Here is a 16,881-nt window from a genome sequence, read left to right on the forward strand (position 1 = left end):
ACTGAAACTAATGTAACCGTCTTGACAGTGATTCTTTGTATACCGCTAAAGATTTCTATATAAGCTTTAACCAAGCCATTTACTTGTAATTCCGTAGTTCCGACATCATATATCAATTTATTATCATTAACAGTGGGAATACTTTGAACCAATATGCCATCAGGACGTTGTAAAATTATTTTATAAGTATAATTTGAAAGATTAACAGGCTGATCGTCATTTGTGATTGTTATTATTACCTTGTTTAATGTATCTCCTTGCGTGAATTCAATATATTGTTGCTCAGTCTCTTTTTTAATATCAAGGGTAATATTATAAATTTTTTCAATTTCGGACATTTCCTCACCCTTCACTAATTCTTTATTTTTCCTAAAATCACATAGGTGCTGCTTACTGCTGCTAACAGAACTCTATCATTGATTGCAGGAGTATATGAAGCTAATATGGGATATTTTTTTGCACTAGAAGTACTCTCCCCATCGAATTTTATCTGTGGAAAACCGTTTGTAAATAATGCTGTTACTGTTGCAAGTTTAAAAGTTTTGTAATCATTATCTTTATTGATATTATTAAAAAAATCAAAAGCGCTTGGTATTTCACTCATATATTTATAACCCTCCTTACGCTATGGCTCATTTTCGCACCAGCCTGTAAATCTATGCTCCATTCGGTTTCAATAAATTCAGATGCAATATTTAAATTTTTATATTCAATATACAAAACATTCATAAAGTCATGATGGGGCATTAAGCAGGTATTAAAGTAAAATTTTTCATATATATTACTTGCATTATAAGAAATACGGCGTGTATAGTTATCTAAGACTTCCTGAGAATATATATCATCAATTTGCCTAAAATCTGTAATTACACGTCCTCTATTGATTGTAGAAGTAATAGAATTTAGAGAATCATTGACATATACACTTGTAAGCGGTGCCTTTTCTGGGTTAGAAGCTGTTATAATCCACTTGTTTGGGACATTAAAAAGGTCAAGTTCGTTTACTGCTCCATCATATGTAATACTTAAATCGTCTGTCTTATATGAATATTCCGTTTCACGGTCACCCGGTAATATATATGGTTTACTGGTAAAGTAACCGAAAGTATCAACCCATATAGATGTAAAATTAATTTCTGATAATAATTGATTTATAGCTTCTAGTTTAGATGTTCCGATTTCGAATTCTTTATCAATAGATATAATACCATTGTGATTTGTAATGTTAACTTTTCTTATCCCAGCACTATTTAAAATTGTAGTTATTGCATCTATGTATTTTGTGTTAGCTTGTATATAATACCTATTATCAAATCTATTTTCATTTAATATAACGCTTGGATCGTAGGCTTCTACTTCTCTCCAAACACCGAAGTTATCTTTTCGCGTTGGAGACGATAATAAAAACATACCTAATGGCCACTTAATAAATTTCCCATCTGGCATTTTTAATAAAAAGACTGGTTGTACTCTATCATTCAACCAGTCAACATCCTTTAATTCTGTTTCTCTAAAATTAAAAATTCCTGTTCTCTTTATATTTGCAAGACTATTAAAATTTATTGAATTTTCTGAATCTGCTACTAATAATTCACCAATTTTGACCTCGTATTTGTTGAGCAGATCATACCTGAATTTAACTTCTCTAACCCCGTTTTTAGCATGAAGCTGATTTATTACATCTGTTGTGCTATATTCTCCTATAGCCAAATTAAGCATATTTTACACCTCCAAATACTCGTTGTAATCAGTCTGATTAATGGATAGATTAACAACATATCCAGCAAAATGATCTGTTACATTTATTCCACTGAGGTTTCCATAAAATTTATGTCTTCCGTCCCTATATAAAACAATTCCTTTTAGGTATAGAATGTTAAGTAGTTGCTGATATTCTGTATCTTCTCTAATAAAGAAAGATAAAGTTATTCCATACGCTAAGTGTTCCGAATATTCCATAACAGGATATTCCCGGCCGGAAAAATAGCTTATTGAATTCGGTGTGCTGATAGTAATATTCTTAACTGGCCTTTCATTTAAACTATATTTAATTTCAAATATATTACTTAAATCTGTCACAGGAGATAAAACAGACCTATTGATTTTAGCTGAAACAATAGTCTTTATATCACTGTCAAGGTAGGTTCCTGTACTACTAATAGCACGTACAAAATATTGATATTGCTTATTACTTTCAACTGTGAAATCCTTAAGATTATTGGTTGTAGATTTTGCAATACATTTAAAACTACTAGAACTGTTATCCGCTCTATAAAGTAATAAATACCTATTATCTGAAATGTTACTTACAACATCAATATTATATTTACTACTAGTAAGTACAATAGGCGGCTTTACTGGTTTCGGAGTATCTATTGTAAAATTGACGTTTGCCCATTCCGAATACAAATCATATTCGTTTTTAACTCTAACCCTAGCAATATAATTTCCGTCCATTAAAAAAATGGCAACTGTATGAGTTTTTGTGCTAATGCTTGATATATTACCAGTATCATAAACAATATTTTCATTCTGTAATATTTGAATTTGATACACTTGCTGAGAATCAGAATTCCATGTTATGGTTGGTTTAGGAGTATTCGTATTTGTTATTCCTGTTATTGTTGGAGTTGATGGAGCACCTATACATGTAAAAACCTGAACCGAGCTTTCAGGACTGGCTTCTCCATACCTATTGTAAGTTATTACCTTCCAATTTATAGCTCCTGTTGGTAAAGTGTTTGCTGGCATGTCATAATAATTATTTGCTGTAATTTGCGTTATAGTTGTCCATGTAATACCGTTAGTACTCCATTTTAGGTCAAATTTATTTTGCACATCCCCTGCCACTGGACTATTATAAGCCCAACTAAATCTTATAGTCTCTGTTTTATTTACAAAAATCCCTATAGGACTTAAAGGTGTGGGGACAGATGGAGGTATATCCTCAAAAACTATACGCAATACAGGAGGTGTTGAGGTCTCTCTTGATGCAACTATCATGTTATCGTTAACATCAGGATGGTTTATGTTTATGACAGGATCATCCCATTGGGCTATGATATTTCCCATTCTAGCAATCCCTGGGTCTTCAGAAAAATGTGTGAGGTCAATTTCAATCCAACTATTTGCCGGTAAAGTCGTGAGGTTTTGGTTCTCGTCAGCATCATTACCTCTCAAAAGCGGGTATGTAATGCCTTCTTTAAAACAATTGTTAAAAGTAGCTGTATACTCATACCAAGGCAAAGTTGGGAATCCTATGTTTATTATGCACCAAGATTCTTTTACCCTTCTGTATTCAAGGTTATATAATCTTAGTTTTGCGCTTATAATTTCTTTGTTTGTCGGATACAAGCTCATGTTAAATTTTAACAATATATAAGTATTTGCAGTGTTATTGTTGCTCTCTCCACCACCTCGTAAATATGTTGAGCCACCATAATTAGTATTAGGACTTACCCTATTTATCCACGTGTCCTCTGTACATGGTATATCTAATACATGTTGCGCCATTATCCTATCACCATCCCTACTCTACTTGCTTGATTTGTTCCTTTAATAAGCTTGGTTATATCATTAAATTCCTTTACGTTTTTTGGGTCTATAATGATACTTCCTGCTTGGAAAATATATGTTTCACTGGCTACTGCTGACGTACGAGCCATTGCTGTTGATAAATCGTGAGGATAGACTCTGGAACCAGATGGTAAATCAACAATTTCTCCACCCTCTTCGTTTATCCAGGTATATCCTCCACGCCAATTTGTAGTACCATTGGCATTATGTCCCATATTAATCTTATTACCTGCATTGTTAACAGTGTTGGTCATATTGCCTACACTACTTCCAATATTAGTCATAGTCCTATCTAGTTCGTCACCTTTACCCACTATTACCGCAATAATTGCAGCCAAAGCTATCAATGCAGCAGTAATACCAACGACTATCATAGTCGTCTTTAATGTTGCTGGATTCATGGCAGAAAATGTTGAAGTAATATCTCCAACAGCCTTGATAACAGAAATTGCTACAACCGAAATACCCCCAATTATTGCAACTGTTGCAAGTATCTTCGGATCAAGGTTATTCAACATTTCAAACAGTCCTGTCAAGACTGGTAGCATAACAACAGCAATACTATTTTTAAAACTTTGAGATTGATTATTGAACATCTGCATTGCATCATCTAAACGGCCAAATGAATCCAGTGTATTTGAATCCATAACATAACCCATTTGCCGCGCTTGATCTCCAAATTCTTTAAGAGTTTTACTACCCACATCAATCAAAGGATTTAATTCTTGCGCTGACTTTCCAAATATTTGCATAGCCAGAGCATCCCGCTCTGTTTCATTTTTTACTTTCCCTAATGCATCTATTAATTCGTAAAACATTTGTTCGGAATCTTTTAACTTACCATTGCTCGTGATACTTAAATGCAGTGTCCTAAATGCTTCTGAAGCTTCTTTACTTCCGCCTTTTGCATCATCCATACTTTTAATCATTTTTCGCATTGCACCTGTCATATTTTCAGAAGAAACATCAATAAGTTCAGATGCATAATTCATTTCCTGAATAGTATCTGTAGATAAACCAGTTATTTTTGATAGTGTCAATATTTCATCTGCTGTTTTGGCAGTCTCAATTGTTGCTTTTGATAGCCCTGTAATTAATGTTGCTGTTGCTCCTACCAAGGCTAAAGTTGAAACTTTCTGACCATCCAATGCTTTTATAGCCTGTTGAGCACCAGACGGAAGATTTATACCTAAAGAACTTATAACACTATTTAATTTGTCACCAAATTCAGATGTCTTTTTCTTTGTTTCATCTGTTTCATCAGCAAATTCTTTCAGTTCCTTTTGGTTATCATTAAGTTCTTTTTCCATTTTTATAAGTTCAACTTCGGCAAGATTTAATGATGTCTGCCATGTCATTGTTTTCTTATCAGCTTCACCGTACTTTTGGGCGGCATTAGTTAAAGCATCTCTAAGTTTATCGACTTTTTCTTTTTGAGAATTGAATCTGTTTTCAAGAACTATATTTTTCGCTGATAAAGCTTCTAATGATTTTGAATTATCGCTATATCTTGCAGTTACCAAACTTAATTCACTTGCTGTTACCCTTAATCCATTATTTATATCTGTTACAGCCTGTTTAAATTCTTTTTCCCCATCAATTTTTACTGTAGCTCCTAATGTTGGCTTTCTTCCCATTACTCACACTCCTTCTGGGATAATATCATCAATAGTTGTTGATTTAGAGGTTTTAATGCCATAGAAATGACAATAACAATCAAACAATTTGTCAAGCTTTCTTAGTGTCATTCTCCAAACCTCATCTTCTGAATATCCCAGTAAAGTTTTCCCTCTGAAAATAAGCTGTGCAAAATCTACTTCTTCTTTTCGCTCTGATTCTGCACAGCCATCAAGTTTTTTCCGATTTCCTCTACCTGTCTGACTTTATCTTCAGGTAAACCCTTTAAAATGGCTTCTTGAACTTTTTGCTGTAATACACCAAATCCACCCAATCCCTGAACATATCTACATAGCTTTCTTTCATCATATAATTGCTTTTTATCAGGATTTTTATCATTCCAGATTTCAACTCCTTCATTAACCATTTGAACAGCTAGCCATTTGGTTACTTCAAGGTTGTTTGCAGAATCATTTAAAATATTATCCATTCTTCCATACTTATTTATAGCATCACTCATTACATTTAAAGTGAATACGAGTTCTCTTTCTTCATCCAACATTACTTTTACACTTGTGTTTTTAATATCACTCATAATATAAAAGGAAGGGGTTAATTCCCCTTCCATACCTCCAATCCTTTATTTAAGCTATATTTGCCATACTATTTAACCATACTCTTGCTGTTGCTTCAGTATCAACAGTAACTTCTTTCTTCCAGTCACCTTCAGAATTCAACATAATTGTTCCTGTGGTCGTAGGAGTCTGGAACGAAACCTTTTCACCTTTTGTTTCATACGATTCAGCCGGAATACCGAACTGTACTTTTGTTAACCAAATTGCTCTATACTTTATTACCCCTTGCACAACTCTTGAAGCGTAGAATCCGACACCAACATAAGCTCCGGTGTCACCGCCCCCGGCTACCAGCATTTTAGTTGTGCTATCTCCTTCAATTTCAGCATTTACAAGTTTATGCCCATATAAATCAGCCTTTACTTCATCTTCCAAATCATCAACCTGTAATGCTATAGTCCCTTTTGAGAATTGCTTTACACTTTCCGCTGCACCATCATCTGCATACAGGATAGCATCAGCTATATCAATACTTAAATCAGCTTTAATAGCCTTTGCCATAACTTTTCCTGAATTGTATGTAATAGTTCCATTAGTTTCAGCATATTTACTATAAATTGGATTCTTAAGTCCTATAACGGCCATATTAGTAATCTCCCTTCACTGTTTCAGATATATCATCATAACGTACCTCAATCACGATATGATAATATTTTTCTTCTTTTTCATAAAATTCACTTGTAGATAAATAAATAAACCCTGCATTTCGCAAGGCTTTACGAATTTCTTTTGATTTACTTTTAGGATTATTGGAAGTAAAATAATGAACCTGCACTATTGCACTTTCAGTTATATCCAAATCATCTGCATAATCTGTAGCTCTGTTATCAGCATCAATAAATGTTATGTACTTAGATTCATCACCCGAATATGTTATCGATTCTACGGGCAATCCTATATCTTTTAAAGCGTTAATTATCAAAGGGTTAGTATTCACCACTCACCACCAACCTCTCTGTTAAACACCTCTTGCATAGCATCATTAACATTCTGCTCCACATCGTTGACACTTTTGTCCATAAAAGGCTCAGCAGTTCTATCTTTCGTACCATATTCAATAACATTAGCTTTTAAGTCGTTAGGAGTTCGCTGTTTATCACTACCATAACCATCAAAATATACTTTCCCATAGTATCCTCCCGACTTACCGTTTGATGCTTTTTTTACTTTCACTGATCTCTCTAAATCACCAGATTGCTTATGTTTTCTCACGTTATATTTAATAGAATCTGCTACTATTGGTGTAGCTTTATTAATCATTTTGGGAGCAATCTCATCAATATTAGCTAATTTTTCTAACTGATTCATTAACTCAGTAGGCATTTCAAATGAAAAGCTAGCCATTAATCCTTCACTCCTTTTATTATCTGGCAGTCAATATACATAAAATTATCTTTATAATTTCCTTGGTAAATACGGATAACTTTATATATTTCATTCCTGTATATAACCCTCATTGACTCATCAATTTTGTTGTTATATCTGACTTTGCATGTGATTGTCTTAACTTGCTGCTCTGAGTTCAGTTGATAGAAAGCACTTCCAGATAAATCTTTTACATTAGCCCATATGGATAAAAAGTCATTCCACTCTTTATTAGAAAATCCATCTTTATCTTTTTCGACCTCATCAAATAATTTCCTAATGATTATTCTTTTATCAAATTCACCTGCATTCATTATCCAGACACCTCACTAAATAGACTTAATTTATCTAGAATAGTTGTAACTATTGTATCTTGCTTGGTTTTATCTGGAATGTTTGCACTTCTATTTTCATATAAATCGTTTATTATTTTTTTCTGAACCAATTCAGCAAGCTTAACAGCTTTTACATCTTTTTTATATCCTGAACCCACACAGCTATCTATATAAATTTGAGATGTTTCAATTAGTTCTGCCAAAAAAATATCTTCTATTTCGTTGTCTATTCTTAAAAACAATTTTAATTCGCTTAAGGTCATTTATAAAACCTCACTTTCATAATAAAGAGGAGGGATTTAAAATTCAATTTTCTTTATACTTCTTGTTGATCCAGGTATAGGAATAAATCTTTCAAGAATTCTCAGCTTAATAGTATCATCATTAAATCCTGCTTCAGTACTTCTTGCTACAGTTACTACCTTTCTGTCACAATACTTTACAGCCTCTTTTATGTTAGCTATGTAGAAAACATTCTTACCTTCAGTTGCTGGAAGCATTTCATCCTCCACTGTAACAATAGGCTTGCTGTGGAAATATTCTACGCCATTAACCTCTGTAATGAGATTTAAAGGTCTCTTCTGAGAATCCTTCATATTCTTTAAGAGTACATAACCACTCACGTTAGTAAATGTTGTAAGTCCAGACTTTACTGATGGCAGTGCTGAATCAATAGCCTTTTCTAAATCTTCATACGAAGTTGCATCCGTGATAACTGTTGCATTGTCTTTTATCACTTTAAGGATTTTAGAGTTTTCTTTAACTGTAGCTATATTAGCAAAATTCTTTTTTACCAATGACTCCATTTCAACTTCAGCATCATCAACTGTTTCAGAATTTAATGTCTGAATCAGACCAACTTTGGCACACTTAAAAGAAATATCATCAGTAACAAGAGTTCCATCAACAATATCTTCCCCCTCACCAATATCAGCCAATTCATTCTGATCTAAATTTACGACTGGAATTGTACCCTCATTTTTTGTAACAGGAATTATGTCACATAATTCCCTCAACGAACCGTAACCTTTCTGAATCTCTATAAGTTGATTTACAAACTGTTTAGGAATGACAGCTCCATTATCAACACTGTTAATATTGGCTCTTTCTTCGGCAGTTGTTTCTTTACCCATAACATGCTTTACTACCGCCCTAAATTCATTAACTTTGTCCATATTTTTATTACCTCTTTCTTCATTACCCTTTTGGTTTTCCAGTTCCGCTCTTTCTTCGTTCTCTTTTTCTTCTGCAAGTTTTAACAGTTCTTTGGCCTGTCTGATTTCTTCCTTTAATGCCTTGGCACCCTCTACATCCCTTGCTTCAATTTTCTGTCCAAGCTCTTCAGTCTTTGCTGTAATTTCGCTTCTTAATTCATTTATGTCCATAAATATTTACCTTCTTTCTTATTTTTTGATATAAAAAAAGAACTACCTAAAGTAATTCATTTTCAAGTTTTATAAGTTCCAAATCTGTTTTAAGTTCCACCAACTCTTTTTCCTGAAGTATTCTGTTCCTCTCTTCAGCACAAATCTCTCTAGCCCTTGTAAATACATCTACAGAGGTATCTTCATATTGTGGAATACACAATATTGAACCTTCATATAATTCAACCTTTAATAATGTTCTTACTACAGTATCATCAACCGAATTATAGTGTATATCCTCTTCTTGACAATAAAATCCGAAAGAGCAGCCTTCAATAAGTCTTTCCCTTATTAATTCAATAGCATCTTTACCATATGTAAGATTACTATTTATTGTTGCCTTAAATCTCAAACCGATATTATCGACTTCAAGAATTAATGTACCTGTTTTAGTACTTGCCAGAGGCTTTGACCAGTCATGATGATACAATAAAAATATATTGTGGCCATCAGCTATTGTATCATCAAATGCATGTCTATCTACTTGTTCCCAATAGCCTTCCCATAATTCTGAGGGACTGTCAAATTTAGCAATATATCCTTCAATCTCAACAGAGTTACTTTCAACTATTTGCCTAATTTCATAATGGTCTATTTTTCTGAATTCTCTATTTTCCATTTGTATTTTCACCCCCTCCCCCAGATTTATTTTTCAAATAGCTAACATTGCCAGCTAATAAATCTCTAAGAAGTATTTGTCCTGAAGGAAGTGTTATAATAGGCTCTCCACCCAGTTTAGGAACTCCAAGGATTCCTCTTGCATAATCCAGGTCGTAGACCCCATTATTAACATAAGAATTAATAACTTTGGCCTGAGTCTTACTATCTGTTCTTAATAAAACATTTATATTGAACCTTATTTTATAACCTAAACTCCTTTCTTTTTCTGTTAGTAACTTCCAATCCATTTCTTGCTCAATGGCCTCAAATATTATTAACAATGTATCAGATAGAAATTTAAGATTATCTTGTTCTTCAGACTTGGCATTCTCTTTAACAAATCCCAGTTTAGATAATGGTACACCCATCATAGTGGCTATTTCCTCTTTTGAAAGTCTTCGAAGCTGTTCGTATTGTGCATCTGCAAGTGATAAGTTGAGTGCTTGAATACTGTATCCTGCCGGAATTGTGAATATCTTGCCATTACTACTATAAACTCTATCGAACAGTTTCTGTGTCTTTTTTAAATCAGTTTCATTCTTTATATCACTGGTAAGTTGTACGACAACCTTATTAGTCAATCCATTACAAAATAGGGTATTGAGATATTTTTGACTCTTCAATGAAGTATCAATACTTTCACTCAATATTTCTCTTGTAGCTTTGGTATTTATTCCATCTAATGTAAAATCTCTAAGAATAATTATATCTTTATCAAAACAACTCCCAGTTTCACCATTAACACATTCAAAGTCATACAGTATTTTATTTGTTTTGCTACCTTTGATTAGGCCTTTATCATCAACTGTAATTTGTTTTATTTTAGCAGGATATAAACCTTCAACCATCCCTTTTTTATCTCTATTAATAAACAAACCGCTTATTCCCTCGTGTTTAGCTATAGTAACAAATGCTTTTACAGTATCTATTGCAGACATATACGGGTTGAATCTTAATCGCAATTTATCATGGAGATAATGTGATTTTACAATTTTCTCACCTTTATCAGTCTCCTGTTTAACCTGTAGACTACATTTGGCAATACTTTCTGATATAATTTTTATAGCTGAAAAATATGTATTTTCCTTTGGCATACCTTCAAAGTCAGAAATATCATAACCTTTTTCGAAGCTATATATATCCTTCCAGTCGTTTACATTATGGGTTTTAGATTCACGTTTTTCAATTTTGTCAAATATCAATTATTTCGCCTCATTTCTGTCTAAATTTAAATAGGAATATGCTATAGGCCATTAATGCAAAGCCTACAAAGTATAGTCCTAAATACAAATTTACTAAAAAATTGGTGAACACTATTATAAAAAGCCCAATAAAAAAGACCATTTCAATAACAAAATATCTTTTAGAAACAGCCAGTTTTAATAGTTTATTAAGTTTTTCTTTCACTTTTTTTCACCTCACCTTACCTTACCAATCCATTTGATTTAATACATCTAGTGCATCATAGTGTCCTATTCCATTTTCTTCAATCGCTAATAACAATCCCATTAACATTGCTACAATTCCGTCTATTACAAATTTTGATTTCTTTTTACTGTACTTAACATCCATATTTTCGTTATAACAGGCCACACAGTTCTTAGCCATAAAATGCAATACATCATTATTTGCAATAATTAAGTTACCATCAATTAAAAGATTCTCAAAATCTCTTATAGCTCTAGTCATAGTGACTGTACCCTGCCCAAGCGGAACCATATCCCAGGTATCTTCTAGCCTACTCATTATTGTCGGTGAACCAAACCTATCAAACCCAATCTTTTGAATATCATATTCCTTATCAAGTTCATACATTTTTTCAAGTACCTCTTCGAAACGTATATATTTACCTTTTGTAGTAAGAAGAAATTTATTTTTAACCCATGTTGAATATGGATTCTTATCTTTTTCCTCTCGCTCCAATAATGTATCCTTGGGTGTAAATAAGTATGGAACTACTATATATTTTCTTGTATCTTCATTGAAAAATATCAAAACAAATGCAGTAATATCATGATTACTACTAAGGTCAAGACCTCCCCAGCTTCTACAGCCCTTCAATTCCTTAATATCAATATCTTTTACACATTGATGCCACAATTCCATGTTTATGGCATTCTTTATATGATCAGTAGCTACATGCTGGTTTAAGAATAGTCTTCTGAAAATATTTTCCTGGAGCGGCATTAATTTTACTCGTTTTGCAAAATTTACTATATCTTCAGGCTTTCTAAAATCTCCAAGTGCTGGATTTGCTTTAAACCATTGCTCATAATCATCTATTTCGCAATCTTGGTCGGCTTCATAGATTTTATAGTAAAATGTTTCATCTGGCTCTTCACTAGTTCCCTCTTCTAATTGCTTACACATAGTGTATAGCTGCATTTCTAAATTAATAGGGTCTTCACCAGATGATGCAGTTGTAATTGTAAAAACTAAGGGATCGTCCCATATGCCCTGACCTGTGGTTAGCTTTCCATAGATTTCATCACTTGAATATTCATGAATTTCATCAAGAGCACAGCAATATACGGCATAGCTATCAGCTCCCCCACCATCATTAGAGAGTACAAGAAGTTTATTCTTGTTATCTTTTCGAATAATAGTCTTAGTGCTATCAAGTATTTTACACTTCTTCAATAATGACTTATTACTTTCTACGAAGGCTTTAAAAGTGTTATATAACTCTGTAGCTTGCTTTACTGTATTTCCAACGATAATAAAAAGGGCACCGAATATCTTCGGCTGACAAAAGAACAGGTACGACATGATAATACCAATTAGAAAAGATTTACTATTCTTACGAGCAATATTTATATGTGCTTCTCTAAACCTTCTTAGATTATTACTTCTATGCTTAACACATAGGATTTCTGATATAATTTCAAATTGGAATTTTAGAATTTTAAACTTTTTGGATGTTCCTTTATCATTTTTTAAAAGACTTATGTACTTAAATATTTTCCGGGCTTCATCAACATCATAATAGTATGTTTCATTATCCCATTTTTCCTGCATTTCAACTAAGAATGATTCTAATTTTAATTTCTGTTTGATCCTGTTATCTTCAAGTAATTTTTGTAATATTGGATTCATTATGACATCAATTCGTCCATATCTTTTTCATCCTGAGTTTTATTAGAATCATCATCATTTGCAGGACTATTTTTATTCATTCTTGATCTAGCAGCAGGAGTTAAACCTAATTCACGGGCACATGTTAACATTGTTTTTTGTGCATTTGATGATATGGTAACCTCTGGATATTGACTTGGATAGCCACTTTTACAAATATAACTGTAACCATTCTTTTTCAAAAACTTTTCACATCTTAACCACTTATCATAACTATCAGCATACAACTCTAATGTTTTATAATCTTTTTCAGTGAACTCTTTACCTTCTTTCAACAATAATTCCGCAATCCGTTTATATTCTTCTTTACCTTTTGGCCCCAACCAACTGGGGACTTTTATGTCCAAAAATTCCATACTCATCACCTCATTTCTACATAAAAAATAACCACCCCCATATAAAAAGTGGTCAAAAAATTTACGAACACTTGGGGGTCGCGATATTTCTAGCTTACAGGGTTTTTCACGCCCCTCCCCCATGTTCAGATTTAAATACATTAGTCTCGTCACACTCAAATCACAAACGCATCATTCCATTTCTGTTTCAAATCAAAAAGAATTTTCTGCATCTGTTCCTTTTCTCTTTGCCCTTTTAAGTATTCAACATGAATTCTTTGATGATTTGATTCACTGATATAAATCAAATTCTCAGTATCAAATCGACTGTTCCAATCATCCTCTATCGGAATAATATGATGAACTGTAAACCCAGGAACTAAATTACCTGTCCTAAAGAACTCTATGATATCAATAGAAAAACAATTAGCTATTATTGCATCTCTGATCCTTTTCCAATCGTCAGAATTGTAAAATGACTGATACTTCTTTTGTTCAGCATCTTGCATACGTTTTTTACTATATACTTTATATCTTTCCTTCTCGCTTATATCAAATTTTTTCCGATGGTAATCACAATATTTAACACCATCTTGAATAATCTTTGTGCATCCTCTATAGCTGCATAGTTTCATTAATGGCACTATGATCTATCCTTGCTTATTAAATGTATTGTCTTTGACTTTGGTATAAATGCTAAATTATATTGACTTTTATCATATCCATGTTGTTCAATTAATTTGAAAACATTATCCCTATATAATTTAGCGTAAAACTTTCTTTCACTATCATCAAAGTCTATATCGTATATATAATTATTAGATAGTTCTAAGCACTTTTCGTACAAACTATATATCTCATCTGGAATATCTATATAAATCTTATTCATTTAAGTACCTCAATTTATCTTTCTTCTCGCACAATAAAAGAGACTCAGTATCAACTAAGTCTCTTATAATTACTTTTATTCTTTTTTGATTTAACAGTTTTTTTATGTTGTTGTTCATCTTCCATATCATTATTCCTTTTCCAAAGTACATACCCAGTTCCAAAACTAAGAATAGAGAATAGAGCTGCCGCACCAGTTTCCACATACTGGCAATTGTTGATAGCTATAACAGCTATTGCAAAGTTGTAGCCTGAATAAGAAATACTTATTAATGACACAAACCAATCATCCATAATCAAATTAATTATTTTCTTCATACCAATCCTCTCTAAATAATCTTTAATTACTTGTATTATCTCCATATACTTCCATTTCCTATTATCATATCATGTTTGTAGTTTTAAGACAATACAAAAACAATACATTTGTAATATATCTATATATCTGGACATACTTATACTATGTAATAGAGGTGTTTCAATTGGGTGATTTTATTGTAAAGAAAAATAAGACTGAACAAACCACTGTGATAAGTTTGAGAATTGATAAAGACTTATTAGAAAAATATGATGATATCGCTAATAAAGCTAATATCAGTAGAAATGAATTAATTTCTAAAGCTCTCGAATTTAGTCTTCGGAATTTAAAATTAATTGACGATTAGTATTATTTTTATTGGGTTTAAAAATGTGATATATTACTCGGATATCCTGCTCCGATAAGTTTTCATGACCTTTTATAAAATCTTTTATATCCAATTTGACCTCCATTTTTGGGGTAACAAAAAAGAGCCTTATGGTTAAGGCTCAAATTCTTCATAATTATCTAATGAAAGCACCTTTTTTCTTTTATCTTTTGGTTCTCGTTTTGGAATTACATAATTATTAAATAAATGGCTTAGATATTTATTCTGCAATTCATTGGAAAAATCCCCAAGATAGGAACTACACTCATAATATAATGATTCTAAATTTCTTATTTTTTCTTGAATGTTCTCTAAAACTACATTATTAATTTGATTTTTCAAATTTATATCAGAAAACAATTCTACTTGATATATACTTGTTATTTTTAAATAACTTATAAAATATTCATTCAACTTACTTAATAACAATTGGTAAATTGGCACAAACTCATTTAGAATTACTTGTTTAGATTCAAATATAGTCCAAAACAAATTAAATGAATTCGTAAGTTCTTGGAATGTCAGTCTTATTTCTTCAAATTTATCCATAACTAATTTAATATGTATATTCAAAACAGATTCATAAGTACTATATACACTATCAGATCTATTCACATTTCTTAATCCTAATTCATTAAAAGAACACTTATATTGCTGAAGAAAGAAAATAAAATCTGATAAATTACTATTTGTCCTTAACAATGAATTTTTAAGAATATATATTTGATAAATTATATCCTGTGATGACTTTATCTGCAAATCTGAAACTAAAGATTTTTTCATTTGCTTAAGACTAAGCCTATAAGTAATATACCAACCAAGAGTTATGCTTAACAAACCCACCAATACTGTTATTAAAGTGTTCGCATCAAATAATGGTTTGTCCAATTTATTAGAAATATTATTTAAAGCTGTAACAATATCATTTGTATTCAACCTAATCACCTCCACTACACGGTTACATATTCTGTAAAGTTTAGTGATTTTCTGTGTAATATGTAAATATTAATAATAAATAATTATTACATCTTTCCGATTATCGTTACTATGATCTGTTAATGAGTGTATGATTTTTATTTTATCTATAGATTCTGTTTGATGTTTACCTTTAAACTTGTCTATTTCAAGAAAGATTAACTCCGGTTTCACACTTTTGATGATTGCTTTTTTAGATTTAAATATTCTCTTTAATTTTGAAACTAACTTCTCTTTTCTTTTAGCCTCAGTTTCATCTATAATTGGTTGTATTATATCAACCAAGCTCTTTTTTATTCGCATTGCTGGTTGATTATCAGTTCTAATAATGTACTCATCATTATCTTCACATATAAGATACCCGACAATATGATTACTTTCTATCATCTCTTTAAAATACTCAGGTTTTGTCACATAAAACTTATATTTTTTTAAATTGCTTATGTGATGTATACTCATAATTAATCCAGATAAAAAAATAGATAAAAAATACCCTAAAGATATAAGAATAATTATTGAAGTTAAATCATTTTCTAAATTCTGTACAAGGCTTATCATAAATACCATTCCAGAAATAAACAAAAAAATGATATTTACAAGATAATATCCTTTTTTACTGACATTAATTTTTACAGCAGAAAACATAATTTTTTTATATTTCTTAATAAATACGTTGCTAAAAATATAAAAGATAACTAAGTAAAATGTAAAATATATTATTATTGATAAATAATTTCGTATATATTCTTCACTATTGACCTGACTATTTTTTGGGGATTCATAAAAAAATATCGCGTAAAAAGCTAATCCATAAAATAAGCCAACAAAAACATAAAACATTGCCATTATTGTAATTGGCTTATTATAAGATTTGCTAAGTCCTTTAAAGCTATCTATAACGTTATTAATATTAATACTATAAATAAAAACACTAATAATTAATAAGCCTGATAAAATGATTGTTACATTCTTTAAAGTTTCAAACATATAAACCTCCTGTAAAATACACTTTTACTAATATTCTACAGGATGATTAATGAATCATCAATAAATATTAAAGACCTCAATGCATTAATTAATGTCTATTCAGGAAAAACAGTTTTAATATTACTTTCTAATATACTCGAATTCCAACTCAGTAATTTTTTTAATAGCTTCATTTAATACACCAATGTTATTGTCTTTTATAGCCTGGTATATAAATCCTAATCCTCAAAGATATAAACGTCTGTTTTTGTTAATGGTTTCTA

At 31.4% G+C, this 16,881-nt stretch carries 22 protein-coding genes; 1 reads left to right on the plus strand and 21 read right to left on the minus strand.

What is annotated here, in order from left to right:
* From CTER_RS01035 to CTER_RS01130, 19 genes are all read right to left on the minus strand, one after another.
* A partial coding sequence (locus tag CTER_RS01035) for a BppU family phage baseplate upper protein (RefSeq protein ID WP_004623106.1) occupies nt 1–338 on the minus strand: 338 nt, incomplete at its 3' end.
* Between the two features lie 14 nt (nt 339–352).
* A complete protein-coding gene (locus tag CTER_RS01040) occupies nt 353–604 on the minus strand; it encodes a hypothetical protein (RefSeq protein ID WP_004623095.1) in 252 nt (83 codons plus the stop codon).
* Nucleotides 601–1,719: a hypothetical protein gene (locus CTER_RS01045; protein WP_004623104.1), complete on the minus strand. Its 1,119-nt coding sequence runs from the start codon at nt 1,717–1,719 to the stop codon at nt 601–603. Before CTER_RS01045 ends, CTER_RS01040 begins: the two co-directional genes overlap by 4 nt.
* A gap of 3 nt (nt 1,720–1,722) precedes the next feature.
* Entirely contained in the window at nt 1,723–3,513 is a 1,791-nt protein-coding gene (locus CTER_RS01050) for a DNRLRE domain-containing protein (protein ID WP_004623076.1), read from the minus strand.
* The gene (locus CTER_RS26705; protein ID WP_004623099.1) at nt 3,513–5,213 is read right to left on the minus strand and encodes a hypothetical protein; all 1,701 of its coding nucleotides are present in this window, start codon (nt 5,211–5,213) and stop codon (nt 3,513–3,515) included. Before CTER_RS26705 ends, CTER_RS01050 begins: the two co-directional genes overlap by 1 nt.
* A 176-nt stretch (nt 5,214–5,389) precedes the next feature.
* The gene (locus CTER_RS01060) at nt 5,390–5,821 is read right to left on the minus strand and encodes a hypothetical protein (protein WP_004623079.1); all 432 of its coding nucleotides are present in this window, start codon (nt 5,819–5,821) and stop codon (nt 5,390–5,392) included.
* A 16-nt stretch (nt 5,822–5,837) separates the two neighbouring features.
* Entirely contained in the window at nt 5,838–6,413 is a 576-nt protein-coding gene (locus CTER_RS01065; protein ID WP_004623055.1) for a major tail protein, read from the minus strand.
* A gap of 1 nt (nt 6,414) precedes the next feature.
* Nucleotides 6,415–6,765: a hypothetical protein gene (locus tag CTER_RS01070; protein WP_040759948.1), complete on the minus strand. Its 351-nt coding sequence runs from the start codon at nt 6,763–6,765 to the stop codon at nt 6,415–6,417.
* Entirely contained in the window at nt 6,762–7,172 is a 411-nt protein-coding gene (locus CTER_RS01075) for an HK97 gp10 family phage protein (RefSeq protein WP_004623061.1), read from the minus strand. The genes CTER_RS01070 and CTER_RS01075 overlap by 4 nt, the downstream gene beginning before the upstream one ends.
* Nucleotides 7,172–7,507, minus strand: a complete 336-nt coding sequence (locus tag CTER_RS01080; RefSeq protein WP_004623050.1) for a phage head closure protein — start codon at nt 7,505–7,507, stop codon at nt 7,172–7,174. The genes CTER_RS01075 and CTER_RS01080 overlap by 1 nt, the downstream gene beginning before the upstream one ends.
* Complete coding sequence (locus tag CTER_RS01085; protein ID WP_004623077.1) at nt 7,507–7,791, minus strand: head-tail connector protein; 285 nt, start codon at nt 7,789–7,791, stop codon at nt 7,507–7,509. Before CTER_RS01085 ends, CTER_RS01080 begins: the two co-directional genes overlap by 1 nt.
* A 36-nt stretch (nt 7,792–7,827) precedes the next feature.
* Nucleotides 7,828–8,913, minus strand: a complete 1,086-nt coding sequence (locus CTER_RS01090; protein ID WP_004623051.1) for a phage major capsid protein — start codon at nt 8,911–8,913, stop codon at nt 7,828–7,830.
* A gap of 46 nt (nt 8,914–8,959) precedes the next feature.
* Nucleotides 8,960–9,571: an HK97 family phage prohead protease gene (locus CTER_RS01095; protein WP_004623090.1), complete on the minus strand. Its 612-nt coding sequence runs from the start codon at nt 9,569–9,571 to the stop codon at nt 8,960–8,962.
* On the minus strand, nt 9,561–10,814 hold the full coding sequence (locus CTER_RS01100; protein WP_004623039.1) for a phage portal protein: 1,254 nt from the start codon (nt 10,812–10,814) through the stop codon (nt 9,561–9,563). Before CTER_RS01100 ends, CTER_RS01095 begins: the two co-directional genes overlap by 11 nt.
* 226 nt (nt 10,815–11,040) lie before the next feature.
* Nucleotides 11,041–12,708, minus strand: a complete 1,668-nt coding sequence (locus CTER_RS01110; protein ID WP_004623057.1) for a terminase large subunit — start codon at nt 12,706–12,708, stop codon at nt 11,041–11,043.
* Nucleotides 12,708–13,103: a phage terminase small subunit P27 family gene (locus CTER_RS01115; protein ID WP_004623063.1), complete on the minus strand. Its 396-nt coding sequence runs from the start codon at nt 13,101–13,103 to the stop codon at nt 12,708–12,710. Before CTER_RS01115 ends, CTER_RS01110 begins: the two co-directional genes overlap by 1 nt.
* Nucleotides 13,104–13,258: 155 nt before the next feature.
* Nucleotides 13,259–13,717 carry a hypothetical protein gene (locus tag CTER_RS01120; protein WP_423219190.1) on the minus strand — a complete coding sequence of 153 codons (459 nt, stop codon included), beginning with the start codon at nt 13,715–13,717 and terminating at the stop codon, nt 13,259–13,261.
* Between the two features lie 8 nt (nt 13,718–13,725).
* Nucleotides 13,726–13,971 (minus strand): hypothetical protein, encoded by a 246-nt coding sequence (locus tag CTER_RS01125; protein WP_004623035.1) that lies wholly within the window; start codon nt 13,969–13,971, stop codon nt 13,726–13,728.
* 50 nt (nt 13,972–14,021) lie between these two features.
* Nucleotides 14,022–14,288: a hypothetical protein gene (locus tag CTER_RS01130; protein WP_131469358.1), complete on the minus strand. Its 267-nt coding sequence runs from the start codon at nt 14,286–14,288 to the stop codon at nt 14,022–14,024.
* Between the two features lie 155 nt (nt 14,289–14,443).
* Here CTER_RS01130 and CTER_RS01135 point away from each other — a divergent pair, with 155 nt between their 5' ends.
* Nucleotides 14,444–14,635, plus strand: coding sequence for a CopG family transcriptional regulator (locus CTER_RS01135; protein ID WP_423219189.1), 192 nt, complete (start codon nt 14,444–14,446; stop codon nt 14,633–14,635).
* A 135-nt stretch (nt 14,636–14,770) separates the two neighbouring features.
* On the opposite strand, the gene CTER_RS01140 is transcribed toward CTER_RS01135, so the two are convergent.
* Together CTER_RS01140 and CTER_RS01145 are read right to left on the minus strand one after the other, a co-directional pair.
* Complete coding sequence (locus CTER_RS01140; RefSeq protein WP_004623048.1) at nt 14,771–15,592, minus strand: hypothetical protein; 822 nt, start codon at nt 15,590–15,592, stop codon at nt 14,771–14,773.
* A gap of 69 nt (nt 15,593–15,661) precedes the next feature.
* Complete coding sequence (locus tag CTER_RS01145; protein WP_004623053.1) at nt 15,662–16,618, minus strand: hypothetical protein; 957 nt, start codon at nt 16,616–16,618, stop codon at nt 15,662–15,664.
* Nucleotides 16,619–16,881: the final 263 nt, after the last annotated feature.

The organism is Ruminiclostridium cellobioparum subsp. termitidis CT1112, from assembly GCF_000350485.1.
Taxonomy (GTDB): domain Bacteria; phylum Bacillota; class Clostridia; order Acetivibrionales; family DSM-1351; genus Ruminiclostridium; species Ruminiclostridium termitidis.